The organism is Hyphomicrobium sp. DY-1 (genome assembly GCF_047497105.1).
GTDB lineage: Bacteria > Pseudomonadota > Alphaproteobacteria > Rhizobiales > Hyphomicrobiaceae > Hyphomicrobium_B.
The window spans coordinates 2,081,843-2,106,931 of sequence record NZ_CP134870.1; the positions used below are offsets into that span (position 1 = coordinate 2,081,843).

The window sequence follows — 25,089 nt, forward strand, 5'->3', positions numbered from 1 at the left end:
TAGCCGCGCGTATCAGTTCTGTGAAGCATTCGAGCCCATCTGTCGCGGAAATGATTTTTTCGTTCTATTTCAGTAATTTATTTGTTTTTGTCCTGATCGTCTGTTGGGCTTTCCCCAGGAGAGCGCGGCGCGCAAAGGCGTAATCGGCCCATAACAGCCTGGCGGCGACAGCGCGTGCGGGGCGCCAGCGCTCGGCGATTCGTTCCAGTTCCTCGGCCGTGGGGCGGTTTTCAAGCTTGAAGTGGTGTTGCGCGGCGAGCTGCAAGGCGAGATCGCCCGGCGCGAATGCGTCGCGGCGGCCCAAAGCAAAAAGAATATAGATGTCGGCGGTCCAGGGGCCGATGCCATGGATTGCGGTCAAACGTTCGACGATGACGAGATCATTGGCGGCGTTGAGGGCTTCGAAGTCGAGGCCTTCGTCGAGGACAGCGCGCGTCAGGGCGCGCAGCGTGCGGATCTTGCCGTCCGAAAGTCCGAGCCGTTTCAGATCGCTGTCGCTCGCCGCCTGGATTGCATCAGGCGTGAACGGGAAAAGCGCTTCCGCGACGCGTGTCCAGATGGCAGCGGCGCTCTGGGTTGAAAGCTGTTGCCCGACGACGATTTTTGCCAGTCCGGAGAAATCGGCGGGAAAATCCCGTGGCGGTGGAAGGCCGGTGCGTTTCAATATGCGCGACATGACCTTGCATTGAGCGGCGAGCATAATCGCCGCTGTCTTGAGTTGGCGTTCGGTCGTTACGGTCGCATGGCGGCGAGGGGTCAAACGCGTTGTTCCGGGAAGGATTTGCCTCATTCAATTCGCGGGCGATCTTATCGCGCAATGCGGAGCCGGCGAAAAGAGGACGTGGAAAATGACACGGATTGCTGGAATTCTATTTGCGGCGCTCTTTATCGCTTTGCTGATTTCAGACAGTGCGGCAATGCGATTCTGAGGCGTCACGCTTTCGCCATGGCGAAGTTCGACAAGTTTTGGAATGACACACGGAGGCATCTCAGATCAGTGAGTATGGCGCCGACGTAAGACGTGCATGGCAATTGCAAGCGTGCCGATCTTTCCGCAAAAGGTGACCATCCGTCTATCGAAGATTTTCAAAACTTCCCTGATCTCCGCCCGCCTTTTCGGTGCATTAGATCGTGTGCCGGTGAAATTGCTTTGGCATAATAAGTGTCGCGTTCTCTGAGGGTAAGTTCAACAGTTTGGATCGTAGTTGAGGTCATGATTTATCAGTTTGCTGAGTGGAAGGCCGGTCATTGTGTCGTTGACGCGCGTTTTGTGAGCCGAAGCGCGTGATGGCCTCGGTTACGCGTTTCGCGCCATCACCCAACGGTCTTTTGCACGTCGGGCACGCGCTCTCTGCCATCATCGCGCATGACACGGCACGGCGGAACGGCGGACGCTTTTTGCTGCGCATCGAGGATATCGATCTCGAACGCCGGCGGCCCGAATTCGTCACGGCGATCTTCGAAGATCTCAATTGGCTTGGGCTGACGTGGGAAGAGCCGGTGCTGGTGCAGTCGGAGCATTTCTCCGAATATCTTGCGGCTGCCGATCGGCTGATTGCGATGGGCTTGCTCTATCCGTGTTTTGCGACGCGCAAGGAAATTGTCGTTGCGGCGGATCCGACAAAAACCGATCCCGATGGCGTTCCGCTTTATCCGGGAATTTGGCGTGGTGCTTCCGCCGAAATAGTTGGTGAGCGGATGGCTGCGGGAGAGACGCCGGCGCTTCGTCTCAACATGGAAGGCGCGTTGCAGGTTCTGAAATCGAAACGCGGCGATGAGCCGTTGACGTTCGTCGAGGTTGAGGATGACGGTTCGCAGCGGACCGTTGTGGCAGATCCGGCGCGCTGGGGCGATGCCGTGATCGTGCGCAAGGAAGTGCCTGCGAGCTATCATCTTTCGGTCGTCGTCGACGATGCGCGGCAAGGCGTGACGCATGTTACGCGCGGACAGGATTTGCTGGCGGCGACCGATCTGCAGCGTCTGCTGCAAGAGTTATTGGATCTGCCGCAGCCGGTCTATTCGCATCATCGGGTGATCCGATGGGCCAACGGACAAAAGCTTTCGAAGTCCAATCAGGATATGGGTCTCCGGGTGCTACGCGACGAAGGGGCGACAGCGGACGATATCCGGCGGGTCATTTTCGAAGTCTGATCGCGCGGGAACGTTTTTGTGGCCATTGCGATATGGCGAAGCGCGCTCTGGAGCGGAATTAAATTCCCTACGGCGCCAACTTTTTTGATTCGGCGCCGGTGCCATATTTCATTGCCGCGTTTCCCGGTCGTATTCCGCGCCGGATTCGTGCGCGATATTTCCCTTATTACTCTTAAGATTCAAAAATAATCGAAAAGCAAATTGGCCCCTCCTTGTAACTTTGGCCAAATCACTTCAATTTTAATCGTTCTCTAATCTATCCACCGGATTCTCGCATTTATGGCAGAAACATCGAAAATTGTCGGTGCCAGATTATCCGTCGCAATTGCGCACGGACTTGCAATCGTCCGTCAATTCGTCATTTGGGCCTTTGCCGACGTCCCGGAAACGGTTGAAGTTCGCAGGCCGGTCGAGCCGCGCCGGCTATCGCTTGCCGATCAATGGAGCCGGCTGTCCGACATCGTGATCGGGGCGGCGCAGCAAGCTGAAACAGCGACGGGCTGCCATGTCTCTGCAACCCAGCAGATCGATCTGGCGCAATATGCTTTGTCGTCTTTGATTGATGAATTGTCGTCCGTCATGGATATGGGCGATCGGGTCCGCCGTCGCGCGACGGTGCATGTGCTGGGTGTGGCGCCGATGCCGGCGCTGCGGCCCATCGGCGGCGCAATCGCTGCTTAAACGCTTCACGCAAGACGGCTTTCGGCGTTGGTCCTGGGTTGATATGGGTAGTTCGACTGCCCGCATTCCAGGATCGAGACAATCTCCGTGGCCGATGACCGCTCATCTCTTTCAGCAATAGCAACGCCAAATCTTGGACCGGCGGCGCGTGCGCAGGGCGTGATTGCGGGGCTTTTGTCGGAGCCGTTGGCGGCTGGGCTTTATCTGGTCGCGACGCCAATCGGCAATCTCGGGGATATCACGCTGCGTGCACTGTCGGTGCTGGCGCGGGCCGATATCATTTATTGCGAAGATACGCGTCATTCCGCGAAGCTTTTGCAGCATTATGGCATTGCCACGCGGACGCGGCCATTTCACGACCATAATGAAGAGCGCGAAAGCGCGCGCGTTATTGACGAACTCAAAGCCGATAGGCGCATTGCGATCATATCGGACGCCGGGACACCGCTGCTTTCGGATCCGGGATTCAAACTTGTGCGCGCTGCGGCGGCGGAAGACATTCCAGTCGTCGCTATTCCCGGCGCGTCGGCGCTGCTACCAGCGCTGACGACCAGTGGTCTGCCGACCGATGCATTCTTCTTCGCGGGCTTTTTGCCGCCGAAGCAGGCGGCCCGGCGGGCGCGGCTTGCGGAATTATCGGCCATTCCTGGCAGTCTCATCTTTTATGAAGCGCCTCACCGTGTCGCGGAGACGATTCCGGATATGGCGCGTTTGCTCGGTAGCCGGGACGCCGTCATCGCCCGCGAACTGACGAAGCTGCACGAGGATGTTCGGCGCGGCACTCTGGCGGAGCTTGCTGAAGCAACTCCAATGGAGGGCCTCAAGGGCGAGGTTGTCATTGTCGTCGGGCCGGAGCAGGCTCAGGCCGTCAGTGACGAGACGTTGACGGCGCGGCTGGCGGGGGTTCTTGAGGTTATGAGCCTCAAGGATGCCGCCAAAGCCCTGGCCGACGAGTTTGGGGTTCCGAAAGCGCGGGTTTATGGGCTTGGGATCAAGGCGAAAGAAGAACTAAAGGCGAAGGACGTGGGACGATGAGTTCGAACGTCAATGATGAGCTTCGGCAGCGGCTTGAGCGCAAGCGGCGGCATCACAGTGGCGTCAGAGCCGAGACGATCGTTGCGGCGGTCTATATGGCGACCGGGCATCGCATTTTGGGCCGCCGGTTCAAGACCCCGGTCGGGGAAATCGACCTGATCGCGATCAGGAAGAACCGGGTGGCTTTCATCGAGGTCAAACGGCGGCAAACAACCGAAGAAGCCGAAGACGCCATTACGCTGACGATGCGCCGCCGGGTGCGCCGCGCGGCCGACCTCTGGCTGGCGCGCAACCCGCAATACCGCGAGCACGACGTCGGTTTCGACCTGGTGTTCGTGCTGCCCTGGCGCTTTCCGATCATCATGCGGGATGCACTTTGAGACAAAAAAAGACCCGCCGAAGCGGGTCTTTAAGTGATTGAACGTGAAGTGCAGGGACCGTCATCGTCTAGGAACGCGCGAGCGCGATAGATTTGCGCTGCATGTTGATGAACGTTTAGCTGGTCGAGCCTGAACGTAGTTTGAACGGCGCTCGATCCCTTTGTTCATCCCTCCGGAAGCCGGCCGGGCCGCGAAACGCCCGAAATTCAGGCTCCTTGCGAAAATGTAATGCGGCAACGCGCCCTCTTGGCGCACTGTTGAAGCCTTGCAGAGTGCATGTTAAGGACAGCCCGGCTTTGGAAGGGGGCTGCTGGTGGGTTCCGGCCCCGGCGCTCTTTTTTTGTCAAAGGCCTTTCCTTGGAGCGGGCGCAATTTCGGGCCTTTTCGTGCCCCGCCCTCTATGCGCCCGAAGGCGCGAGGTGAGAGCGACGTGGCGACGGACGAAACAAGCGTGGACGGAGTGGCCGGACGGTATGCGTCGGCCTTGTTCGAGCTGGCTAAGGAAAGCTCGAACATCGAGGGGATCGAAAGCGATCTCGTAAATTTCCAATCGTTGCTCGATGAAAGCCCGGATCTGGTGCGCCTTGTGCGCAGCCCGGTGATCGCCGCCGACGATCAAGAGAAGGCGATGGCCGCCATTCTCGACAGGGCAGGCATCGGCGGCTTGACCGCGAACTTCCTGAAGCTCGTGACCGCCAATCGGCGCCTGTTCGTCATTCAGGACATGATCAAAGTTTATCGCTCGCTCGCCGCCAAGGCGCGCGGCGAAATCACGGCTGAGGTCACCAGCGCGTTTGCGCTCAACGACGAGCAGATCTCGGCTCTTAAAGAAACGCTCAAAGCTTCTGTCGGCAAGGATGTGACGCTGCAGTCGCGCGTCGATCCGAGCATTCTCGGCGGCCTGATCGTCAAGGTTGGCAGCCGCATGATCGACTCCTCGCTCAAGACCAAGCTTCAGAACATGAAGACGGCGCTGAACGGAGCCGGGGCTTAAGGCCTGACAGTTTCGCTGCTGGCTGCGAGGCTGGCGGTATCACGGCAAGGTTTGCACTTAACAAATTGGCATAAGGGGCCGGACCAGGCTCCGTAAATGGAAACGACCAGGGAAGAGGTCTCAATGGAAATCCGGGCCGCAGAAATTTCTTCGATCCTGAAGGATCAGATCAAAAACTTCGGCAAGGAAGCCGAGGTTTCCGAAATCGGCCAGGTGCTGTCGGTCGGCGACGGCATCGCACGCGTCTATGGTCTCGACAACGTCCAGGCGGGCGAGATGGTCGAGTTCCCCGGCGGCATCCGCGGCATGGCGCTGAACCTCGAAGCCGATAACGTCGGCGTCGTTATTTTCGGCGACGATCGCACGATCAAGGAAGGCGACACCGTCAAGCGGACCGGCGCCATCGTCGAAGTTCCGGTCGGCAAGGGGCTTCTCGGTCGCGTCGTCGACGGTCTCGGTAACCCGATCGACGGCAAGGGCCCGATCCAGTTCGAGAAAAAGATGCGCGTCGACGTCAAGGCGCCGGGCATCCTGCCGCGCAAGTCGGTGCACGAGCCGATGGCGACGGGTCTCAAGGCTATCGACGCGCTTATCCCGATCGGCCGTGGCCAGCGCGAGTTGGTCATCGGCGACCGTCAGACGGGCAAGACGGCCGTCGTGCTCGATACCTTCCTCAACCAGAAGCCGCTCAACGCGGGCAACGACGAAAGCGCGAAGCTTTATTGCGTTTACGTCGCCGTTGGCCAGAAGCGCTCGACGGTAGCGCAGTTCGTGAAGGTTCTCGAAGAGCGCGGTGCGCTTGAATATTCGATCGTCGTCGCTGCCACCGCTTCCGATCCGGCGCCGATGCAGTACCTCGCGCCGTTCACCGGCTGCACGATGGGCGAATACTTCCGCGACAACGGCATGCACGCCGTGATCGCCTATGACGATCTCTCGAAACAGGCTGTCGCTTACCGCCAGATGTCGCTGTTGCTGCGTCGTCCGCCGGGCCGCGAAGCTTATCCGGGCGACGTTTTCTATCTCCATTCTCGTCTGCTCGAGCGCGCCGCGAAGATGGGCGACGCAGCCGGCAAAGGTTCGCTGACGGCGCTTCCGGTTATCGAAACGCAGGGCAACGACGTGTCGGCGTTCATTCCGACGAACGTGATTTCGATCACCGACGGCCAGATCTTCCTTGAATCGGATCTGTTCTATCAGGGTATCCGTCCGGCCGTGAACGTCGGTCTTTCGGTTTCGCGCGTCGGTTCGTCGGCTCAGACGAAGGCGATGAAGCAGGTCGCCGGCAAGATCAAAGGCGAACTTGCTCAGTATCGTGAAATGGCTGCCTTCGCGCAGTTCGGCTCCGATCTCGACGCAGCTACGCAAAAGCTGCTCGCACGCGGCGCACGTCTGACGGAGCTTCTGAAGCAGCCGCAGTTCTCGCCGCTCAAGATGGAAGAGCAGGTTGCGGTGATCTTTGCGGGTACGCGCGGCTATCTCGACGCCATTCCGGTCTCGGCCGTTGGCAAGTTCGAAGAAGGCGTTCTCGCCGGGCTTCGCTCTGAAAAGACGCTTCTCGAAACGATCGCGAAAGAGAAGGCTCTGTCGGCAGATTCCGAGAAGAAGCTGGTCGAGTTCCTCGACAAGTTTGCCAAAGGTTTCGCAGCTTAGTCGGGTTCCTTGAGGAGAACGCCCGATGGCGAGCTTAAAAGATATGCGCAACCGCATCGCCTCGGTGAAGGCGACGCGGAAAATCACGAAAGCCATGCAGATGGTTGCGGCGGCGAAGCTGCGCCGCGCGCAGGAAGCTGCGACTGCCGCCCGGCCTTACGCCGAGCGGATGGCAACCGTGCTCGGTAGCCTGGCTTCGAAAGTTGCGGATAAGAACGGCGCTTCGCCACTTCTCGTCGGCACCGGCAAGGATCAGGTGCATCTGCTGATTGTCATGACGGCGGAACGTGGTCTATGCGGCGGTTTCAATTCGAACATCGCCAAGCTAGCGCGTTCAGATGCGAACCGTTTGATCGCCGCGGGTAAGACGGTGAAGATCATGACGGTCGGCCGCAAGGGCGCCGACAACCTGCGTCGCGATCTCGGCCGCAATATTGTCGAGCGCAAAGACTTTCAGGGTGTGCGTCAGCTGACGTTCGGGCATGCCGAGGGCCTCGCGAAGCGTGTGCTTGAGATGTTCGAAGCCGGCGAGTTTGACGTCGCCACGGTCTACTTCTCAGAGTTCAAGTCGATCATCTCACAAAAGCCGACGGCGCTGCAGCTCATTCCGGCAACCGTGCCTGAGGCGGCGCCGGACGCTGCGAAGGGCGCAGGCGCCATTCACGAGTACGAGCCGAGCGAAGAAGAAGTCTTGGGCTTCCTGCTGTCGCGCAATATCTCGACGCAGATCTTCCGCGGTCTGCTCGAGAACTCGGCATCGTTCTATGGTGCGCAGATGACCGCGATGGACAACGCGACGCGCAACGCGGGTGACATGATCAATAAGTTGACGATCGCCTACAACCGTCAGCGTCAGGCGAACATCACCAAGGAATTGATCGAGATCATCTCCGGAGCGGAAGCGGTCTAGGGCGAGGTAGATAGATCATGGCCTATGTAACGCGTGCAACGACGAAGGGCGGCCGGGACGGCCGCGCAGTTCTCGAAGAGGGCAAGCTCGCTCTTGCGATGGCGCTGCCGAAGGATCTCGGTGGATCGGGTGAAGGCCACAACCCCGAGCAGCTGTTTGCGCTCGGGTGGTCGTCTTGCTTCGGTCAGGCGGTTCTGCTGCTGGCCAAGAAGCACGGACTCGACGGTCAGGCCGCCAAGGTTACGTGCGAAGTTGAACTCGACAAGGACGCGACGAGCTTCGCCCTCAAGGCGCATCTGACGCTCGCGATTCCTGGCGCCGATAAGGACAAGCTGCAGGCGCTGATCGAAGAAGCGCATCAGATCTGCCCGTATTCCAAAGCGACACGCAACAATATCCCGGTGACGCTCTCGGTCGCCTGAAACAATTCCGCTGGAGATAAAAATGGCTAAAAACGTAGGGAAGATTCACCAGGTGACGGGTGCCGTCGTTGACGTGCATTTCGCCGACAAGCTGCCGGAAATTCTGAACGCGCTTGAGACCACCAACAACGGCAATCGTCTGGTTCTCGAAGTCGCGCAGCACCTTGGTGAAAACACCGTGCGCACGATCGCGATGGACTCGACCGAAGGCTTGGTCCGCGGTCAGGAAGTCACCGACATGGGCGCTCCGATCTCGGTTCCCGTTGGCGACGAGACGCTCGGGCGGATCATGAACGTTATCGGCGAGCCGGTTGATGAAGCCGGTCCGATCAACAGCAGCTCGGTGCGTGCTATCCACCAACCGGCGCCGACGTTTGAAGATCAGGCAACGGAAGCACAGATCCTCGTCACGGGCATCAAGGTCGTCGACCTGCTCGCTCCTTATGCGAAGGGCGGCAAGATCGGCCTGTTCGGCGGCGCAGGCGTCGGCAAGACGGTTTTGATCATGGAGTTGATCAATAACGTCGCTAAGGCCCACGGCGGCTACTCGGTTTTCGCGGGCGTCGGCGAGCGTACGCGTGAGGGCAACGATCTTTATTACGAAATGATCGAGTCCAACGTGAACAAGGACCCGAAGAAGAACAACGGGTCGGCTGCCGGTTCGAAGTGCGCTCTGGTTTACGGTCAGATGAACGAACCGCCGGGTGCGCGTGCTCGCGTCGCTCTTTCGGGTCTGACAGTCGCCGAGCACTTCCGTGACCAGGGCCAGGACGTGCTGTTCTTCGTCGACAACATCTTCCGCTTCACGCAGGCGGGTTCGGAAGTGTCGGCGCTGCTCGGCCGCATTCCTTCGGCGGTTGGGTATCAGCCGACGCTGGCGACCGACATGGGCGCCCTGCAGGAGCGCATCACCACGACGCAGAAGGGTTCGATCACGTCGGTGCAGGCCATTTACGTTCCGGCCGACGACTTGACCGACCCGGCGCCGGCAACCTCGTTCGCTCACCTTGATGCGACGACCGTTCTTTCGCGCTCGATTGCTGAAAAGGGCATCTATCCGGCGGTTGATCCGCTCGACTCGACGTCGCGCATGCTCGATCCGCGCATCGTCGGCGAAGAGCACTACGCCGTTGCCCGTAAGGTTCAGGCGATCCTGCAGAAGTACAAGTCGCTGCAGGACATCATCGCGATCCTCGGCATGGACGAGCTTTCCGAAGAGGATAAGCTCACGGTTGCCCGCGCTCGTAAGATCGAGCGTTTCATGTCGCAGCCGTTCCACGTCGCGGAAGTGTTCACCGGCTCGCCCGGCAAGCTCGTTCCGCTCGCCGATACCATCAAGGCGTTCAAGGGCCTCTGCGACGGTGAGTACGATCACCTTCCCGAGCCGGCGTTCTATATGGTCGGTTCGATCGACGAAGCGATCGCGAAGGCAGAGAAGCTCGCGGAAGCGGCATAACAAAAAGGCTGAGCGTTTTCGAGCGGAGGACCCGTCCGAAGGCGCCGCCAGGAGAAAGAGTTCATGGCGGAAGCCGGAAAGACGTTTGGAAGCTGCTGCGAAGAGCTGAAAGAAGCTCTTGAAGGCGGCGACTTTGAGCCCTTGATCACGGTCGGGCCCGATGAGGTCATCTACATGACTGTCGGGCTCGTCGATCTCGAAGAAGAAGAGCCGGGTCTGGTCGATCATCCGCTTTTCTTCTGCCCGTTCTGTGGCACCAAGCTGCAGACGCCGGAAGAGGTGAGAGCCAAAGCCGGCGCCGAAGACGACGGCGAAGAAGAGCCGCGTCAGGCTTGATGGCGCCAAAATAAAAAACGACGGCATTAAACAGGTCGAACGCCTTCGAAGGGTCGGAAATCACCATGGCAGGCACATTCAGGTTTGAACTCGTCTCTCCCGAGCGGGTGTTGATGTCGGTCGACGCCGAGCAGGTGGTCGTGCCTGGCACAGACGGAGAGTTCACGGTTCTCGCCGGTCATGTGCCGGTCATCTCGACGCTTGTTCCGGGCGTTCTCGATGTTACGGCCGGCAGCGTGCACAAGCGGCTCTTCGTCAAGTCAGGCTTCGCGGAAGTCGATCCGGCGCGCCTGACGGTTCTGGCTGAGAAAGCCTACGACGTCGACGAGATGTCGGCGGCAACGATTGCGGCGGAGCTCAAGACTGCGGAAGCGGAACTTGCCGCCGCAAAGGACGATGATGCGAAGCGCATGGCCGATACGCTCGTCGGTGAACTGAAGCGGCTTTCGCCGCAGGCTTAAGCGGCGCGCTCAGACACGATCTATAACTGAAACTCAAAGCGCTTCTTGCAGGCTGGGACGATCTCAGCCTTGCGAGGAGCGCTTTGTCATATCTTAGATCGCCGACCGGTGCGCCGTCGTTCCGACGAGCCAGGCCATCAGGCGGCGCAGTCCGTCGGTTGTTTCCCGTCAGGGTTCGTCCTCTCCTGTCCGTTTGTCGATCCGGAACGAGCCGACATAGCGGGCTGCCTTGCTGCCGACGCCATTTGGCAAAGGCGCGGCGTTGGTTTGAATTTCGTTGCCATCGCTCAGCGTCATGGCCTCAAGCGCAACGGACCTCTTGGTGAAGGACTTCCAGGCGACCGGAATTGCATGCAGGTCCGCGCCGACCTGCCAGGCGAAGACATCGTATTTTCCCGGAGCATGCTTCTGACGCATCGCAGCCTTCATCAGGCCTTGCGCGGTTTTGGGGGCCAAAGGGATCGTCATCGGAACGCCCGGACGCAAGTGGCGCTGTGCGATCGGAGCGTCCTCGCGCCTCTCGCACGGGGGTGGCGAGGTTCGGCATTTTTAGGCACGGCGCCTCCGAGCGACAAATTGGATGGCAAATTTCGTTCAAATCAGGTGTAGTTTTTCGGAGTTCTCAACACCGGTTCGATCGTCACTGAAAGCTATATCTAGGTGTGTTACCCAGGCCGGGGATGTCCTGCGGCCAACTGGCGTTGGGCAAATTGTCCAATTTTGCTTCAACCTGTGCGCGTTTAGCGGGAGATCAGGGGAAGCTCTGTCGATAGGACGCGACCTGCCTTGAAACGTTTTTATATATTCGCTCTGTTGCCGGTTCTTGCCCTCCTGGGCGGCTGCAACGCAATCGTGCTCAATCCTGCCGGCGATATTGCCATCCAGCAGCGCGATCTCGTGATTATCTCGACCGTTCTGATGCTCTTGATCATCGTTCCGGTCATGGCACTCACGGCTTGGTTTGCCTGGCACTATCGAGCTTCGAACACGAACGCGCGATACGAGCCGAACTGGTCGCATTCGACCCATCTTGAGCTGATCATCTGGTCGGCACCGCTTCTGATCATCATCTGCCTTGGCGCCGTGACGTGGATGGCGACGCACATGCTTGATCCGTGGCGCCCGCTTAACCGCACCGGCCCGGACAAGGAAGTTGCGGCCACTGCGAAACCGCTTACCGTTCAGGTCGTCGCGCTCGATTGGAAGTGGCTGTTCATCTATCCCGAACAGGGCATCGCTACTGTGAATGAAATGGCGGCTCCCGTCGACCGGCCGCTTAATTTCAAAATTTCTGCTTCGTCGGTGATGAACGCGTTCTACGTTCCGGCGCTCGCCGGCATGATTTACGCGATGCCGGGCATGCAGACCCAGCTGCACGCGGTAATCAACAAAGCGGGCACCTATAAGGGCTTCTCTTCGAACTATAGCGGCAACGGCTTTTCGGAAATGCGGTTCGACTTTCTGGCAATGGACGATGCCGGCTTCGACAAGTGGGTGTCGGGCGTCAAGGCATCGCAGACCGGCAATCTTGGCCGGACCGAGTATCTTGATCTTGAGCGTCCCAGCGAAGCTGTGCCCGTCAAGAAATTCTCGAGCGTCGATCCGCAGCTCTTCGATCTAATCGTAAACATGTGTGTCCAGCCCGGCAAAATGTGTATGCACGAAATGGCAGCCATCGACGCCAAGGGTGGGCTTGGGCTCGCGGGCAACAACATCGTGCAGTCTCTTGAGTACGACAAGTATGCACGTCGCGGTGATGGGCCGGTCGTGAAGAAGTCGTACGTCGCAAGCGTGTGCACGAAGACGGCGCCGATGGGCATGGATGCGCAGGCTGCTGCCGCAGTCACGCCTGTCAGTTCGACGCCGCTCGTCGGGGCCGGACTGCCGCAGCCGGGCATGTTCCAATCGTTTGCGCGAAAGCCATCAAATTCCTGAGCCGTCAGGCTCCTGACCGGGATAGTTTCCAGAGATGTTCGAAAACTTTGACCTTCAGAAAGCGATATTCGGGCGGTTGACGCTCGAATCTATTCCCTATCACGAGCCGATTTTGGTGATGACGTTCATCGGCGTCGCCATCGGCGGCGCGGTGGTTCTGGGCGCCATCACCTACTACAGGCTGTGGGGCTACCTCTGGCATGAATGGTTCACGAGCGTTGATCACAAGCGGATCGGCGTCATGTACATCGTGCTCGGCCTCGTGATGCTGCTTCGCGGCTTCGCCGACGCCATCATGATGCGCGCGCAGCAGGCCATCGCCTTCAACGGCAACGAGGGCTATCTGCCGGCGCATCACTTCGACCAGATCTTCACGGCGCATGGCGTGATCATGATCTTCTTCGTGGCGATGCCGCTAGTCACGGGGTTGATGAACTATGTCGTGCCGCTGCAGATCGGCGCGCGCGACGTCGCTTTCCCGTTCCTCAACAACTTCAGCTTCTGGATGACGGTTTCGGGTGCGATTCTTGTCATGGCATCGCTGTTTGTCGGTGAGTTCGCGCGGACCGGGTGGCTGGCCTATCCGCCGCTGTCTAACTACGCATACAGTCCAGATGTCGGGGTCGATTACTACATTTGGGCGCTGCAGATCGCCGGCGTCGGAACGCTTTTATCGGGCGTCAACCTGATCGCGACGATCGTGAAGATGCGTTGCCCCGGCATGTCGATGATGAAGATGCCGATCTTCACCTGGACCGCGCTCTGCACCAACGTTCTGATCGTTGCGGCCTTCCCCGTTCTGACGGGTGTGCTGGCTCTGCTTTCTCTCGATCGCTACGTCGGTACGAACTTCTTCACGAACGATTTCGGCGGCAACCCGATGATGTACGTGAATCTCATCTGGATCTGGGGCCACCCGGAAGTCTACATCCTCGTGCTGCCCGTGTTCGGCGTGTTCTCCGAGGTGACGGCGACGTTCTCCGGCAAGAGACTGTTCGGCTACACGTCGATGGTTTACGCCACGGTCTGTATCACGATCCTGTCGTACCTCGTCTGGCTGCACCACTTCTTCACGATGGGCTCGGGTGCCAGCGTCAACTCATTCTTCGGCATCACGACGATGATCATCTCGATCCCGACGGGTGCGAAGCTCTTCAACTGGCTGTTCACGATGTATCGGGGCCGGATCCGTTTCGAGCTGCCGATGATGTGGACTGTCGCGTTCATGCTGACGTTCGTAATCGGCGGCATGACGGGCGTGCTGCTCGCCGTTCCGCCGGCGGACTTCGTGCTTCACAACAGCCTCTTCCTCATCGCCCATTTCCACAACGTGATCATCGGCGGCGTCGTGTTCGGCTGCTTTGCCGGCATTGCCTACTGGTTCCCGAAGGTCACCGGCTTCAGGCTCGATCCGTTCTGGGGCAAGATGTCGTTCTGGTTCTGGGTCTCGGGTTTCTACCTCGCGTTCATGCCGCTCTACGTTCTCGGCTTGATGGGCGTGACGCGCCGCTTGCGCGTGTTCGATGACCCGTCGCTGCAGATCTATTTCGTCGTGGCCGCGTTCGGTGCGTTCCTGATCGCGCTCGGCATCGGTTCGTTCCTGATCCAGATCGCCGTCAGCATCAAAAACCGCGAGAAGCTGCGCGACCTCACCGGCGATCCGTGGAATGCACGCACGCTCGAGTGGTCGACGTCATCGCCGCCGCCGGTCTACAACTTCGCCTTTACGCCGGTGGTCTATGATCATGATGCGTGGTGGGACATGAAGGAGCACGGCTATAAGCGGCCGATGGGAGGCTTCAAGCCCATTCATATGCCGAAGAACACCGGCGCCGGCGTCATTCTCGCCGGTCTCAGCTTCATCACCGGATTTGCCTTGATCTGGTATATCTGGTGGCTCGCTGCCCTTGGGTTCGTTTCCCTGCTGGCGACTGCGATCGGTCACACATTCAATTACAATCGGAGCTTCAACATTCCGACGCAGGAGATCGTGGAAACCGAACGCGAGCGCACACAGCTTCTACAATCGGCGGGGGCCTGAGCGATGACGACAATGACTGCGAGCGCGTCGGCGTCCGAGGCCGGAGAGGCGAAAGAGACGCCGGTCTTCTACGTGGCCGATGAGCACGAGCACGGGGAGGGTGGCAGCACCCAACTCGGCTTCTGGCTCTACCTGATGAGCGACTGTCTCATCTTCGCGGTGCTGTTTGCGACGTACGGCGTGCTTGGCGGCAACTTTGCGGCCGGGCCGTCGCCGAAGGATTTGTTCGACCTGCCTCTGGTGGCGGTCAACACGTCGATGCTGTTGTTCTCATCGATCACGTACGGCTTCGCCGTGCTTGAGATGCAGAAGAACCGCAAGCAGGGTATGCTGATGTGGCTGGCGATCACGATGGCGTTCGGCGCCGCGTTCATCGGCATCGAGCTGTTTGAATTCACGCACATGATCCTCGAAGGCGCGACGCCTCAGAGAAGCGCGTTCCTGTCGTCGTTCTTCACGCTCGTCGGCACGCACGGCCTGCACGTGACGTTCGGCATCATCTGGATGATCACGCTGATGGTTCAGGTGACGAGGTTCGGCCTGAATGAGCCGAACAAGCGTCGTATCCTGTGCCTCAGCATGTTCTGGCACTTCCTTGACGTCGTCTGGATCGGCGTTTTCACCTTCGTTTATCTTATGGGAGTGCTGCGATGAGCACGGACGCGCACGCCAATCACGGACATGCCGCGCATGGGCATATTGCTCCTGGCGGCGGTCATGACGATCACGGGCATGGCAGCGGCCATCCCGAGTCGACGCTCGGCGGCTATCTGACGGGCTTCGTTCTTTCCGTCATCCTGACGGCCATTCCGTTCTGGCTCGTGATGTCTGGCGCGCTCGGAAGCAAGGAAGCGACGGCTATCTCGATCCTGGCTATCGGTGCGGTCCAGATCGTCGTCCACATGATCTACTTCCTGCACATGTCGCCGAGTTCGGAGGGCGGTTGGACGCTGATGGCGCTGATCTTCACGGTTGTTATGGTCGTGATCACGCTGACCGGCTCGCTGTGGGTGATGTATCACCTGACGACCAACATGATGCCGATGGATCCGAGCCAACTGCCGTGACATCCGACGCCGGCGGGCGCGGGGGACAAGAAGCGGCGCCATCGGGCGCAACGGAGTTCGATGCGGATGCGCCGGGTCGCGATCCGGCGCGCACACCTCGTTCGCTGTCTTCTCTGGCAGTCATCAGCCTCGTGGCGTTGTTCGGCATTGCCGGTCTCATGTGGCTTGGCATTTGGCAGGTTGAGCGGCGGGCTTGGAAGCTCGATTTGATTTCCCGCGTCGAGAGCCGGGTTCACGCAACTCCGGTGCCCGCGCCCGGTCCGACCGATTGGCCTTCGATCACCGCCAATAACGACGAGTATCGACGCGTCACGGTTTCCGGCCACTTTCTTCATGATCGCGAGACGCTCGTCATGGCCGTCACCGACGAGGGCGGTGGCTATTGGGTGATGACGCCGCTCAAGACCGCGACGGGTTTTGAAGTGCTCGTCAATCGCGGTTTCGTACCGACCGAAAAGAAGGAGCGTGAGACGCGGCTTGCGGGAGAGATCGACGGCAACGTAACCGTTACGGGTCTACTGCGCATGACGGAGCCGAAGGGCGCTTTTCTGCGCGGCAACGATATCTCGGCCGATCGCTGGTATTCCCGCGACGTTGACGCCATCGCGATCAAGCGCGGGCTCGACAATTATGCGCCTTACTTCATCGACGCCGATGCAACGCCCAATCCTGGCGGCTATCCGGTCGGTGGTCTGACGGTGATCAAATTCCCGAACAATCACCTCGTTTACGCGTTGACGTGGTTTGCGCTGGCGCTGATGCTCGCGGCTGCCTTCGTCCGGTTCCTGCGCGAAGAGATTCGCATCCGGCAAACGCCGCAGGGGGCCGGCGGTGTGGCTCCGGATTGAGGTCCTCCGATCGCTAGTCTGTGCGCCCGGTATGTCGAAGTTCAGTGACCACCAGTTCCCTTTTCAGAGCGACGAACTCGCGGCATCGCCTGCCAATGGAGCCGATGCCATTGGCGTGGAAAACATGCTGCTGCTGGTCCAGCTTCGCTGGATCGCGGTTGCGGGCCAGGTGGCGACGATTGTGTTCGTCTGGACCGTCCTGGGGGTCAATCTTCCGCTCGTGCCGATGGGTCTCGTTGCGGCGTCGTTGGTGGTTCTCAATCTCGCGAGCCTCTGGTGGCTGCGGCGCGGCCGTGACGTCAGCGCTGTGGGCTTGCTCATCGCGCTGCTGCTCGACGTTGCCGGTCTGACGGCACAGCTCTATCTCAGCGGCGGGGCGATGAACCCGTTTGCCTTCCTTTATCTCCTTCAGGTCACGCTGGCAGCGGTGCTGCTCAATGTACGGCTGACGTCGGTGGTGTTGGCCGCGACGTGCGCGAGCTTCCTTTTGCTTACGCGGTTTTATCGTCCACTTGAAATTCCGGCCGGAGAGATCGACCTCTTTACCCTGCATGTTATCGGCATGCTGGTCTGTTTCGTGGTCGATGCGGCCTTGCTGTTCGTGTTTGTCACGCGCATCACGCGCAATCTCAGGGAGCGCGATGCGCGCCTTGCAGCGCTGAAGCAGCATGCCGCCGAAGAGGATCATATCGTGCGCATGGGGCTTTTGGCATCGGGTGCTGCGCATGAACTTGGCACGCCATTGGCATCGCTGTCGGTCATTCTCGGCGATTGGCGTCGGATTCCGGTCATCACAGGCAATCCCGAGCTGTTGCAGGAAGTCGATGAAATGCAAGCAGCCGTGAAGCGCTGCAAATCGATCCTGACGGGCGTGCTGCTGTCGGCCGGAGAGGCACGCGGCGAAGCCCCGAGCGTGACCACGGTGACGACCTTCTTTAACGCTCTGATCAACGAGTGGCGGGAAGCGCGAACTCCAAACTATCTCGATTATAGCAACGCGTTCGGTGCCGATCTGTCGATCGTTTCCGATTCGACGCTGAAGCAGATCATCTTCAACGTGCTGGACAATGCTTACGATTCATCGCCCGACTGGGTCGGCGTTTCGATTTCGCGTGATGGCGATATGCTTATTCTGCGCGTGCTGGACCGCGGTCCGGGATTTGCGCCGCAAATGCTCGCGCAATTCGGAAAGCCCTATCAATCGAGCAAGGGGAAGCCGGGCGGCGGGCTTGGATTGTTTTTGGTTGTGAATGTGGTCCGCAAACTCGGCGGCAGCGTCATAGCGGCCAACCGTCCCGAAGGCGGTGCGTCCGTGACGCTCAAGCTGCCGCTTTCGGCCCTTGCCCTTGGAGCCCGCTAGACATGGATGATGCCAACCCAACGCTGGTGATCGTCGAAGACGATGCGTCTTTCGCCGCGACGCTCAAGCGTTCGTTCGAGCGGCGCGGGTACAAGGTCGATCACGCCGAAGGCCCCGAGCAACTCCACGACATCCTGCAGGTCCGCACGCCGGGCTTTGCGGTCGTCGATCTGAAGCTTGCTGGCGCTTCCGGTTTGACATGCGTCGAAGCCCTGCATGCGCATGATCCCTCGACCGTGATTGTCGTGCTCACGGGCTTTGCGAGCATCGCCACCGCGGTTGAAGCGATCAAGCTCGGCGCGCGGCATTACCTCGTGAAACCGTCGAGCACGGACGATATTGAGGATGCCTTCGAGCGCGCCCAAGGCGACCCCGGTGTTGCGCTCACGGAACGCCCGACGTCGATCAAGACCGTCGAGTGGGAGCACATTCACCAGATCCTGGTTGAGACGAATTTCAATATTTCCGAGGCGGCGCGGAGGCTTGGCATGCACCGCCGGACGCTGGCGCGGAAGCTTGAAAAGCGCCGCGTAAAATAGCTGCCGCGGCGATCCTGTTCTGCTAGCTTAACGTCAGCAAGCGGAGGGGTTTTGCATCATGCGCAGCGGTTCGGTTTCCATTCATCAGTCGACGACGTTTGTCGGAGTGATGGGATTGACGCTGCTTATTGCTGTCGGCTTTGCAGAAACGAAAGAAGCGCATCGAACGCCGCCGTGCGATGTCGATTGTGTGAGCCGCGACGCCGGTTATGCCTGGGGCAAGGAACTCGGCATCGACGATCCCTCGGAATGCGGAGGAAATTCCGCGGACTTCATTGCGGGCTGTCAGGCGTATGCGACGAAGCATGAAGATCCGATGGCCCTACCGGCGGACGACGCGCAGAGCGATCAGCAATCCGATGACGAACAGGATCAGGCCGACGGCATGACGGTGGACGATAACGTCAATGTGCTCACCGGGCCGAGCGCCGATCCGGACTCCAATCTTCCGCTGCCAAGCGAAGCGCCGAGCCAGGACTGAAGCGGGGCCTTCGTAGCGGGCGTTTAGTTCTGCGGGATTTGCGGGCCGGAGACGGGAGCCTGCGGCGCGGGATTCGGCTTGTCGGGAAATGGCCAGCCCGGCCAGTAGAGCCGCACAAGGACGACGAGTACGAAAATATAGATGGCGAGCAGCCACGCGCGGCGCGAGGTCAGGTCATGCTTGGGTTTCGGCTCGGGCGTGTTGTCGGAGGTCATGCTAGTTCTCGCGCTGATGCTCCCATATTGACTTGTCCAGGGAGCCCTCAAAACTGATCTTACAGAGTACCACCTCCGGCCCTTGAGGGGCCGAGGCTACCGCAAGCTCCGATTGGGTTACTCCAACGGATGGATTCCCTAGTTTACTGGTGTCCTGAAATGTGGGGCTTACTTCATGCCTCCGGCATCGAGCCTCAGTGCGGTCTCTGAGAGGTCTGACAGTTCCTCTGGGGCTATCGCTAAGTCGGCAAGTTCCGGGCGAACTTTATCATTGAACGTCAACAGTTCCACATTGCCGCCTTTGGTCCATGCGGCCTCAAGGACATGGACACCGATTTCCAACGTTCCAATAAACACCAGGAGGGGGTTATTCATTTCGATCGCTTCGATGTGGACAGCGTGCCCTTTGATAGTCGTAAGATCGACAGGCTTGAATAGTTTTATTGCTGCCATGGAAGTCAGTCTCCGTCTGTGTATCAGACTTTGCTGTCGCGTTATTCGTTGGGATAGACGAGTAGATTGGGATCACTCGCTCGTTCGGCTGCTGCAATGACGTTCGGGTTAGTAAGCTTCTGGAATATACTCACGGAAACGCAATTGTTCTTTTCCACCGTTTGCATTCCGCACGCGATCATTTGCTCATCTCCTACAAGAGAAATGACGTGAAAGTTGAGCAGCTTGATGATGCCGGTAACGTGCCTCATCAGTATAGGAAAGAGAATTTGAGACGGTTGTTTTGCCTTAAGTAGTTTTTTCAGATTGCCTTTGTGAAGGTAGTCTCCAGAACGGCAATACAGTTTGATCATTTCCTCTTTTGACATGCCACCATCCACACGTTCGATGTGAGCTTTACCTCCTATCGTTAGCTGTTTCGCGGGTTGGGGAAAAAAGGACGGATGCAGTTCCTCCAGGCGCTCCAATATCTCGTTTGCCTTCCACTCCTTCTTAAGGCGTGAAGCCTCCGCGATGTCACCGTGAGCTACTAGCGCGCCAAGAGCGATAAGCTCGATAATCAGTCTGAGCTGAAGATAAAAAATCTCTTGGGCAATCGGCCCGGGCAATCCAGTCTTACCTTCCGAGATGTGCTGGATTGCAGCGATGCGAACCTTAACTTCCTCCATGAGCTGCCCATACAGCCCGATAGCATCCATATGCTTTTTGCTAGCTGGTTGGAGCATGGCGTAGCCTCAAAATGCGAGACTACTATCAGATTCGCCCGTACAACTTGGAGAAATCATTCATCGAAGTCGGACGATAGCTCTTGCTCGAATGCATCCTTGATGGCGAACAGTATATCTACAGGTTTCTCAAGGGATCTTTCGCCGTTGGTGAGGTCCCGAAAGGTGTTAAGTGCTTTTTCTGGGCTCATAGGTAACGACATATCTTTCATTTTGTTGTCCTATCGTAATATTGATTGTTTATTATATTGTTATTACTCGGTTTTTTCAAGCAAATTAGGATGAAAAATTGTAGCGTAACTTTCTAAGGATCATTCCCTAAGCCACGCCACTACCCCGGCCCCCCTCTAAGGGGTGTGGACGACATGCTGCCTTCCGGAGTCGCCAACAGCGAAGGTGGAAGCCACCCTTCTCTTTCTATCCCTCTCCTGTGCCGCCTTAGCTCAGTTGGTTAGCAGAGCGAAGCGATGCGGTGAGAGCGAAGCTCGAACAGAGCGCAAAGACCGCAAAGATGCTAGGAACGTGCTAGGAATTGGGGGAAAGAAAGCGAAATCAAAGGTGCTAGGAAACAGCTAACCTATTGATTTGGAAATGGTACCGCCTCCCAGAGTTGAACCGGGGACCTCTAGATCCACAATCTAGCGCTCTAACCAACTGAGCTAAGGCGGCACAAGCCGTTTTCAGGGTAACTTTAGCGCGTTTGGCTGGCGCAGTGCATCTGCAAACGCCTCATCCGTCGCGCCGGAGATCCCCGATTGTCGAGCGGCCCCGAAGGTGCGCTCGGCGAGCGCTGGTTCCATCACAGCCTGGGGCGAGGGTCAAGGGCGACTTATCGCTCTTTGCGCTGTCAGCCCCGAATTTTCGGGGGGCCTACACGATTGAATATTAACTTTGCATGAACGCATGGAACTCGGTCCCCGGACGGGAGTATAGTGCGCTAGTGGGGAAACCGTAGGGACTGTTTTCGGGGGAAAACGGAAAATCATGACCCTTTGTCATTACAGCTCGGAAGAGCTCGATGAGCTTCAGCAATTGCTAAAAAGCATCATCGACGAAGCACACCAGATGTCGCTCAATATTCCAGATGAGGACATTATCGAGAAACTCTACGACCTGGCCGATCGCGGCGAACGCGACCCGGAGAAGCTCCGCGAGGCCATTCTGACCAAGGCTGCGTAAACCGACGAGGTCGGTGCGCGCCTAGATTGTCATTCTGCGTTTTCGTTCAATCGGTTGATGTGGTTCCACCCGCGGTGCAGCGAGGCGATCGCGCCCGTCCCGCGGTTGGCAGTGGAAAATCGTGCGTTTCGCCGTTCTAGGTGTCCGCAAATCACGTACGTTGACGTGGTGCGTTGCGAATAAGCCTTTGGAACGGGCGAACTTTCACGATGGCTGTCGCGGCTAAACCCGTACTCCCGAATGGCCGTGACGATGCAGCGCCGCTCGATGCCGAGCAGGACGCGCAACCCACTGTCGTCATCGACACTGAGGCTGCGGAAATTCTCGCCGCGAACGCGCGCGGGCGGTCTTCGCTCGGGCTTTTCCCTTATGCAACCTTTCCGATCGCGCTTGATCCGGCGATGCCTGCCGTTGCGCGCCTTCGGCAGATTGCGGCGGCGACGAACCTCGGCAAGGGGACGCCTGAGACCTTGCTGTTCTGGAACAGCGGTCGGCTGAAACGCGTGAAATGCAAGGTTGCGCAACGCGGCGGCAAGGGTTCGAAGGTTTTGCTGCTTCACATCGAGATGGTCGAGGCTCCGGACGATAGCTATCCGCCGTCCCGCCGCGCGGGCACTTCGGCCGGCGCGGTCGAAAAGCTGCCGGACGCGCCGGCGAGCGCACCGGTCGCAGCCCAGCCGGTCGCGGCGTCTATAGCCGCCAGTCTCGACGTTGATACCATCGCCAAGCTCGCGCACGAGCTCAAGACGCCGCTGACGGCGATTGCGGCTGCTGCCGAGATCATGCGCGACGAACGGCTCGGCGAGATGAAGAACCAGCGCTACTTGAGCTACGCTGCGGACATTCACGAAAGCGCAACGCACGCCCTCGACGTCATCACGTCGCTGCTCGCAGAACGCGCCAAGCCCGCGACGGCCGCGTCGCGTCTCATCGCAATCGATCTCAATGCCATCGTTGACCGCACGGTTTCGAGCGTGAAGGCGCTGGCGGAATCGTGTGGATTGAACCTTTCATTCGACTCCGATGGAAGCACGCCGCATGTCGTCGCCAATCCGACGGCGCTGCGGCAGATCCTGCTCAATCTGCTGACCAACGCGATCAAATTCACCCCGCGGGGCGGAGATGTCCACGTCGCGACCGGACACCTGGACGACGGTCGCGTGTTTCTCACGGTCCGTGATACCGGCGGTGGGATGAGCGGCGTCGGTGCGGCGGCGGGATCGATATCGGCCAGCGAATTGAAGCCCGCGTGGGCACGCAGCAACGGCATCGGACTGCCGCTCGTCGAATCGCTGGTGCGCGACATGGGGGCGGAGATGGAAATCGAGAGCGCACCTCAGAAAGGGACGGCGGCGACGATCCTGTTCGGCGACTTCGCACGCCGTTTCAAGTGATCCGGTGAGGGCGTCGGAAGCACGCCATAGCTAGTTGAAAATTATAAAAATTCTAATGTGAGCGATGCGACTTAGTAAGTGTTGACCGAGTCGCTATCGTCGCGTTAGCTCAGATGACGATGTCATCGGCGACATCGCGCGTCAGTCACTCGTCAGTTGCTGGCGTCAACCGATACCGGGGCCTTGAACCTCGATTATTGGAGCGGACAATGGACTTTTTCTCCAGCGCTATTCATTGCGCACTTTCTCAATCATCAGCACTCGTTTCATCAGGTCTCGACTCCGGCGTCGTCGCCGCGCTCGTGAGCCTTTCGTCGGAGGGTTCGCACAATGGCTAATTCGGCATCCAATTCCTCTCTCGGACAATCGACGCGTTCGGCGAAGGTCGTACCCTTGCCGGCGCGTGCACCTGAGCGGCTGGTTGCCGTCGGCTTCCGCTGCTGGCTCGCCGGATTGTCGACCGGCGATATCAAATGCTGGGAAGACGCGTGGAACACGTTTTCGGGCATGCTCGGCCCGGACAATGCCAAGGCGTTGTTGCTCGACCTTTCGAAGTTCGTTCGCGCCGTCAAAGCCAACGCGCAGCGCGACATCGAGATTTCGCCGGCGGGCTGCCGTAGCTTCTGCCGCGACGAGTGCCTCGCGATCTCGATTATCGCTGCGTGTCAGCATGATGAGCGTCAGGCGCTGACGGCTGCGGCTGAAGCGCTGATCGGTTCGGGCGATATCGGCGATACGCTTAACGGTGCGCAGGCGCTGGCAGCGGCGTTGCGCAAGACCAACCAGATGCTCGATGCGGATTCGATCTGCCCGGCCACGTGCGGTCTTCGCGCGTCGCGCCGGCGGTTGATGTAATCACAGCGGCCTACGCTTTATCGAGATCGTTCTGAATGCGTTCGGCGGCCATCGCGCGCTCGCCGAGCGCCAAGTGCAGGCCTACTTTCGTGCGCCGCCAAAGAATATCGTCCGCGGTCACGGCCCATTCCTCCGATTTGAGATAGGCGATTTCGCGGGCTGTTAGACCGCCGCCTAAGTCTTCGCCAAGGTCTTGTTCCGATCGCGCTCCGGCGATGAGGTCTTGCGCGCGCACGCCATAGCGGCGAGCGAGACGGCGGAGACGAGTTGGCGCAAAACCGCTGTTCGCTCGAACGAAGTCTGCCAACCACTGTTCGAACGATTGTCCACCAAGGTCGCCTCCCGGCAATGGCGTCGTCGCGGTCGTTCCGCGGGACATGTCCGGGAAGTAGGGATGGAGCGCGCTAAGAGCGGCTTCGGCGAGCTTGCGATAGGTGGTGATCTTGCCGCCGATGACGTGAAGGATTGGCGGCGATTGCTTGGCTTCCAAGTCGAGCCGGTAATCGCGGCTGACGGCGGATGCGCTTTGCGCGCCATCGTCATCGAGCGGGCGCACGCCTGCGAAACTCCAGACGATGTCGCTATGTTTTGGAGCATTCCGAAAAAAGCGGCGCGCGGCGTCGAGCAGATATGTTTCTTCAACGCGGGTCGGCGTGGCATTGCGTGGATCGCCCGACAGTTTTTCTTCCGTCGTGCCGATCAGCGTGAAATCATCTTCGAACGGTATTGCAAACACGACGCGGCCGTCGCTGTTCTGGAACGTGTAAGCGTCATCAGCGCCGGCGATGCGCGGGACGACGATGTGACTGCCTTTGACGAGGCGAATGGCAATCGCGTTTGCCGGCGGTTGTGTCGTCGTCGCCAGCTTCGCGACATCAGCGACCCAAGGACCAGCCGCATTGACGATGGCGCGGGCAGCGCAGCGTTGGCCATCGCGTCCGAGCGAAGCGATCCATAGATCATTTTCAGTTGTGAGCGCCGTGACGGCGGTGCGCGTCAGGATGCGGGCTCCGGCATTGCGCGCGGCGAGCGCATTCAGAACGACAAGGCGGGCATCGTCGACGGCGCAATCCCAATACGTGAAGCCAGACGCGATCTCTGGCTGAAGCGGTTTGCCCGCCAGTTCGCGCCGCAGATCAATCGCGTGCGAGGCGCCGAGCGATTGGCGCGTGGCGAGGTGGTCGTAAAGGAAAAGTCCGGCGCGCATCATCAGAGCCGGTCGCATGCCTTCGACTTGCGGCAGCACGAAACGCAGCGGACGGACGATGTGCGGGGCTTTCGCCAGTAGGACTTCTCGCTCGGCGAGCGCTTCTCGGACAAGGCGAAATTCGAAGTGTTCGAGGTAGCGGAGGCCGCCGTGGATCAGCTTGGAGCTTGCTGACGACGTTGCGCCTGCCAAGTCTTCGGCTTCGGCTAACAGAACCGACAGGCCGCGTGACGCGGCGTCGGCGGCGATCCCGGCACCGTTGATGCCGCCGCCGATCACGAGCAAGTCGTAGACTTCATCGGTCATGCAAA

29 protein-coding genes and 1 tRNA gene are annotated in these 25,089 nt (G+C 59.2%); 22 read left to right on the top strand and 8 right to left on the bottom strand.

Annotated elements, in window-relative coordinates; all coding sequences use genetic code 11:
• Positions 1–64 precede the first annotated feature (64 nt).
• Positions 65–760 carry a DNA-3-methyladenine glycosylase family protein gene (locus tag RLW41_RS09935; protein ID WP_414464406.1) on the bottom strand — a complete coding sequence of 232 codons (696 nt, stop codon included), beginning with the start codon at positions 758–760 and terminating at the stop codon, positions 65–67.
• Between the two features lie 527 nt (positions 761–1,287).
• Here RLW41_RS09935 and gluQRS point away from each other — a divergent pair.
• The 11 genes from gluQRS (at position 1,288) to RLW41_RS09990 (ending at position 10,479) form a co-directional block, all read left to right on the top strand.
• The gene (gene gluQRS / locus RLW41_RS09940) at positions 1,288–2,151 is read left to right on the top strand and encodes a tRNA glutamyl-Q(34) synthetase GluQRS (RefSeq protein ID WP_013950314.1); all 864 of its coding nucleotides are present in this window, start codon (positions 1,288–1,290) and stop codon (positions 2,149–2,151) included.
• A 279-nt stretch (positions 2,152–2,430) separates the two neighbouring features.
• On the top strand, positions 2,431–2,832 hold the full coding sequence (locus tag RLW41_RS09945; protein ID WP_414464407.1) for a hypothetical protein: 402 nt from the start codon (positions 2,431–2,433) through the stop codon (positions 2,830–2,832).
• Positions 2,833–2,919: 87 nt separating this feature from the next.
• The gene (gene rsmI / locus RLW41_RS09950) at positions 2,920–3,867 is read left to right on the top strand and encodes a 16S rRNA (cytidine(1402)-2'-O)-methyltransferase (RefSeq protein WP_414464408.1); all 948 of its coding nucleotides are present in this window, start codon (positions 2,920–2,922) and stop codon (positions 3,865–3,867) included.
• Positions 3,864–4,247: a YraN family protein gene (locus tag RLW41_RS09955; RefSeq protein ID WP_013950317.1), complete on the top strand. Its 384-nt coding sequence runs from the start codon at positions 3,864–3,866 to the stop codon at positions 4,245–4,247. Before rsmI ends, RLW41_RS09955 begins: the two co-directional genes overlap by 4 nt.
• 430 nt (positions 4,248–4,677) lie before the next feature.
• The gene (locus RLW41_RS09960) at positions 4,678–5,241 is read left to right on the top strand and encodes a F0F1 ATP synthase subunit delta (protein ID WP_414464409.1); all 564 of its coding nucleotides are present in this window, start codon (positions 4,678–4,680) and stop codon (positions 5,239–5,241) included.
• 123 nt (positions 5,242–5,364) lie between these two features.
• Positions 5,365–6,894: a F0F1 ATP synthase subunit alpha gene (gene atpA, locus RLW41_RS09965; protein ID WP_414464410.1), complete on the top strand. Its 1,530-nt coding sequence runs from the start codon at positions 5,365–5,367 to the stop codon at positions 6,892–6,894.
• Between the two features lie 25 nt (positions 6,895–6,919).
• On the top strand, positions 6,920–7,804 hold the full coding sequence (locus RLW41_RS09970; protein WP_409561629.1) for a F0F1 ATP synthase subunit gamma: 885 nt from the start codon (positions 6,920–6,922) through the stop codon (positions 7,802–7,804).
• Between the two features lie 17 nt (positions 7,805–7,821).
• Positions 7,822–8,226, top strand: a complete 405-nt coding sequence (locus RLW41_RS09975) for an organic hydroperoxide resistance protein (protein WP_409561630.1) — start codon at positions 7,822–7,824, stop codon at positions 8,224–8,226.
• Positions 8,227–8,248: 22 nt separating this feature from the next.
• Complete coding sequence (gene atpD / locus RLW41_RS09980) at positions 8,249–9,682, top strand: F0F1 ATP synthase subunit beta (protein ID WP_013950322.1); 1,434 nt, start codon at positions 8,249–8,251, stop codon at positions 9,680–9,682.
• A 63-nt stretch (positions 9,683–9,745) separates the two neighbouring features.
• The gene (locus tag RLW41_RS09985) at positions 9,746–10,018 is read left to right on the top strand and encodes a hypothetical protein (RefSeq protein WP_013950323.1); all 273 of its coding nucleotides are present in this window, start codon (positions 9,746–9,748) and stop codon (positions 10,016–10,018) included.
• A 65-nt stretch (positions 10,019–10,083) separates the two neighbouring features.
• On the top strand, positions 10,084–10,479 hold the full coding sequence (locus RLW41_RS09990) for a F0F1 ATP synthase subunit epsilon (protein ID WP_013950324.1): 396 nt from the start codon (positions 10,084–10,086) through the stop codon (positions 10,477–10,479).
• 168 nt (positions 10,480–10,647) lie between these two features.
• Here RLW41_RS09990 and RLW41_RS09995 read toward each other — a convergent pair whose 3' ends face one another.
• Positions 10,648–10,947 (bottom strand): hypothetical protein, encoded by a 300-nt coding sequence (locus RLW41_RS09995; protein WP_414464411.1) that lies wholly within the window; start codon positions 10,945–10,947, stop codon positions 10,648–10,650.
• A 318-nt stretch (positions 10,948–11,265) separates the two neighbouring features.
• Between RLW41_RS09995 and cyoA the strand changes: the two genes are divergently transcribed.
• Genes cyoA through RLW41_RS10035 form a run of 8 tightly spaced genes read left to right on the top strand, consistent with a single transcriptional unit; the run spans position 11,266 to position 18,750 of the window.
• On the top strand, positions 11,266–12,414 hold the full coding sequence (gene cyoA, locus RLW41_RS10000; RefSeq protein ID WP_409561633.1) for a ubiquinol oxidase subunit II: 1,149 nt from the start codon (positions 11,266–11,268) through the stop codon (positions 12,412–12,414).
• Positions 12,415–12,448: 34 nt separating this feature from the next.
• Complete coding sequence (gene cyoB, locus RLW41_RS10005; RefSeq protein ID WP_414464412.1) at positions 12,449–14,455, top strand: cytochrome o ubiquinol oxidase subunit I; 2,007 nt, start codon at positions 12,449–12,451, stop codon at positions 14,453–14,455.
• A 12-nt stretch (positions 14,456–14,467) separates the two neighbouring features.
• Entirely contained in the window at positions 14,468–15,109 is a 642-nt protein-coding gene (gene cyoC / locus RLW41_RS10010; RefSeq protein ID WP_414464585.1) for a cytochrome o ubiquinol oxidase subunit III, read from the top strand.
• Complete coding sequence (gene cyoD / locus RLW41_RS10015) at positions 15,106–15,522, top strand: cytochrome o ubiquinol oxidase subunit IV (RefSeq protein WP_414464413.1); 417 nt, start codon at positions 15,106–15,108, stop codon at positions 15,520–15,522. Before cyoC ends, cyoD begins: the two co-directional genes overlap by 4 nt.
• Positions 15,519–16,370, top strand: a complete 852-nt coding sequence (locus RLW41_RS10020) for an SURF1 family protein (protein WP_414464414.1) — start codon at positions 15,519–15,521, stop codon at positions 16,368–16,370. Before cyoD ends, RLW41_RS10020 begins: the two co-directional genes overlap by 4 nt.
• A 31-nt stretch (positions 16,371–16,401) precedes the next feature.
• Positions 16,402–17,730, top strand: a complete 1,329-nt coding sequence (locus RLW41_RS10025) for an ATP-binding protein (RefSeq protein ID WP_414464415.1) — start codon at positions 16,402–16,404, stop codon at positions 17,728–17,730.
• Positions 17,731–17,732: 2 nt separating this feature from the next.
• A complete protein-coding gene (locus RLW41_RS10030; RefSeq protein WP_013950333.1) occupies positions 17,733–18,269 on the top strand; it encodes a response regulator transcription factor in 537 nt (178 codons plus the stop codon).
• 58 nt (positions 18,270–18,327) lie between these two features.
• On the top strand, positions 18,328–18,750 hold the full coding sequence (locus tag RLW41_RS10035) for a hypothetical protein (protein WP_414464416.1): 423 nt from the start codon (positions 18,328–18,330) through the stop codon (positions 18,748–18,750).
• Between the two features lie 23 nt (positions 18,751–18,773).
• Here RLW41_RS10035 and RLW41_RS10040 read toward each other — a convergent pair whose 3' ends face one another.
• From RLW41_RS10040 to RLW41_RS10060, 5 genes are all read right to left on the bottom strand, one after another.
• Positions 18,774–18,965, bottom strand: coding sequence for a hypothetical protein (locus RLW41_RS10040; protein WP_414464417.1), 192 nt, complete (start codon positions 18,963–18,965; stop codon positions 18,774–18,776).
• Between the two features lie 168 nt (positions 18,966–19,133).
• Positions 19,134–19,418 (bottom strand): hypothetical protein, encoded by a 285-nt coding sequence (locus RLW41_RS10045; RefSeq protein WP_414464418.1) that lies wholly within the window; start codon positions 19,416–19,418, stop codon positions 19,134–19,136.
• Positions 19,419–19,459: 41 nt separating this feature from the next.
• Positions 19,460–20,143: a hypothetical protein gene (locus tag RLW41_RS10050; RefSeq protein ID WP_414464419.1), complete on the bottom strand. Its 684-nt coding sequence runs from the start codon at positions 20,141–20,143 to the stop codon at positions 19,460–19,462.
• A 56-nt stretch (positions 20,144–20,199) separates the two neighbouring features.
• A complete protein-coding gene (locus RLW41_RS10055; protein WP_414464420.1) occupies positions 20,200–20,355 on the bottom strand; it encodes a hypothetical protein in 156 nt (51 codons plus the stop codon).
• A gap of 380 nt (positions 20,356–20,735) precedes the next feature.
• Positions 20,736–20,812, bottom strand: a tRNA-His gene (locus RLW41_RS10060).
• 315 nt (positions 20,813–21,127) lie between these two features.
• Between RLW41_RS10060 and RLW41_RS10065 the strand changes: the two genes are divergently transcribed.
• The 3 genes from RLW41_RS10065 to RLW41_RS10075 all read left to right on the top strand — a co-directional run bounded on the left by RLW41_RS10065 (position 21,128) and on the right by RLW41_RS10075 (position 23,571).
• Positions 21,128–21,322, top strand: a complete 195-nt coding sequence (locus tag RLW41_RS10065; protein WP_013950339.1) for a hypothetical protein — start codon at positions 21,128–21,130, stop codon at positions 21,320–21,322.
• A gap of 209 nt (positions 21,323–21,531) precedes the next feature.
• The gene (locus tag RLW41_RS10070; RefSeq protein ID WP_414464421.1) at positions 21,532–22,716 is read left to right on the top strand and encodes a sensor histidine kinase; all 1,185 of its coding nucleotides are present in this window, start codon (positions 21,532–21,534) and stop codon (positions 22,714–22,716) included.
• Between the two features lie 330 nt (positions 22,717–23,046).
• Positions 23,047–23,571 (top strand): hypothetical protein, encoded by a 525-nt coding sequence (locus RLW41_RS10075; RefSeq protein WP_414464422.1) that lies wholly within the window; start codon positions 23,047–23,049, stop codon positions 23,569–23,571.
• A gap of 10 nt (positions 23,572–23,581) precedes the next feature.
• Here RLW41_RS10075 and glpD read toward each other — a convergent pair whose 3' ends face one another.
• Positions 23,582–25,084 (bottom strand): glycerol-3-phosphate dehydrogenase, encoded by a 1,503-nt coding sequence (gene glpD / locus RLW41_RS10080; protein ID WP_414464423.1) that lies wholly within the window; start codon positions 25,082–25,084, stop codon positions 23,582–23,584.
• Positions 25,085–25,089 lie beyond the last annotated feature (5 nt).